Origin of the sequence: Rhizobium alarense, assembly GCF_021555155.1 — a bacterium.
Taxonomy (GTDB): Bacteria; Pseudomonadota; Alphaproteobacteria; order Rhizobiales; family Rhizobiaceae; genus Rhizobium_D; species Rhizobium_D alarense.
Genome location: NZ_JAKGBU010000089.1, coordinates 9,946 through 11,296 on the forward strand (window position 1 = coordinate 9,946; position 1,351 = coordinate 11,296).

Annotated in this window: 1 pseudogene; it reads right to left on the reverse strand. The window is 64.8% G+C overall.

From position 1 onward, the window contains the following. Positions 1–1,351: pseudogene (locus LXM94_RS21595) on the reverse strand (hypothetical protein); the annotation flags it as partial.

A 1,351-nucleotide genomic window follows, 5' to 3' on the forward strand; every position in this document is an offset into this window, starting at 1 on the left:
GCCTCCACCTGGGCCGTGCTCAGCGCAACGACCTGCTTCGTGCTCAGGCCGGCGACGGCAGCGGTGCTCAGCGCTTCGATCTGTTCGGCGGAAAGGGTCGCTATATCGCTCGTGCTGAAGGCCTCGATTTGCGTTGAACCCAGCGCTGCGATCTGCTTGGTGGTCAGGGCCGCGATCTGGTCGGAGCTCAGTGCGGCAATCTGGGCCGTACTCAGTCCGGCGATGCCACTGGTGCTCAGAGCGACGACCTTGTCCGTCGAAAGCGCTGCGATTGTGGCTGTGGACAGGCCTGCGATGGCATCGGAGCTGATGGCGGCAATGTCCTTGGTCGAGAAGGTTGCCAGGTCTTCGGCCGTCAGGACCGCGAGCTGTGCGGAGCTCAGTGCGCCGACCTGGCTCGTGGTGAGGGCCTCGACCTGCGCCGTGCTCAACGCCACGACCTGCTTCGTGCTCAGGCCGGAAACGCCCGTTATGCTCAGCGCCGCGATCTGGTCCGTCGACAGGGAAGCGATATCGTCCGTGCTCAGGGTGGCGACCTGCGCCGACCGCAATGCGGCGATCTGCTTCGTGCTCAATGCGGCGATCTGGTCAGAGCCCAGGGCCTCAACCTGACCGGTCGTCAGGCCGGCGATCGCGCTCGTGCTCAATGCGGCGATCTGGGTTGCCGAAAGCGTAGCGATCGTATCGGTGGTCAGCCCGGCGATGGCGCTGTTGGTGATTGCCGCCATGTCGGCCGTCGAGAATGTCGCCAGATCCTCCGTGGTGAGGGCGGCGAGTTGTTCCGCGCTCAGGGCCTTCACCTGCGTGGATGTCAGTGCCTCCGCCTGTGCGGTGGACAGGGTCTCGATCTGGTCCGTGGTCAGGCCGGCAACGCCGGTGGCGCTCAAGGCTGCAATCTGGTCGGTGGAGAGGGCCGCGATATTGATCGTGCTGAGCGCGGCGATCTGCGTCGAGTTCAGCGCACCGATCTGCTTTGTGCTGAGAGCGGAGAGTTGATCGGAGCTCAGAACGTCGATCTGGTCGGTCGTCAGGCTTGCAATCGCGCTGGTGCTCAAGGCGGCAAACTGGGCGGCGGAAAACGCAGCGATGATGTCCGTGTCAAGGCCGGCGATGGCCCTGTTGGTGATCGCCGTGATGTCGGCCGTCGAGAATGTGGCCAGATCGTCCGCTCCAAGAGCGGCGAGTTGCGTCGAGCTCAGAACCTTGACCTGGGCCACGGTCAACGCTTCGGCTTGCGCCGTGGACAGCGTTTCGACCTGATCCGCTGTCAGGCCAGTGACGCCAGCCGTGCTCAAAGCCGCGATCTGCTCGGTGGACAAGGCCGCGATCGCGTCCGTGCTGAGGGCGGCGA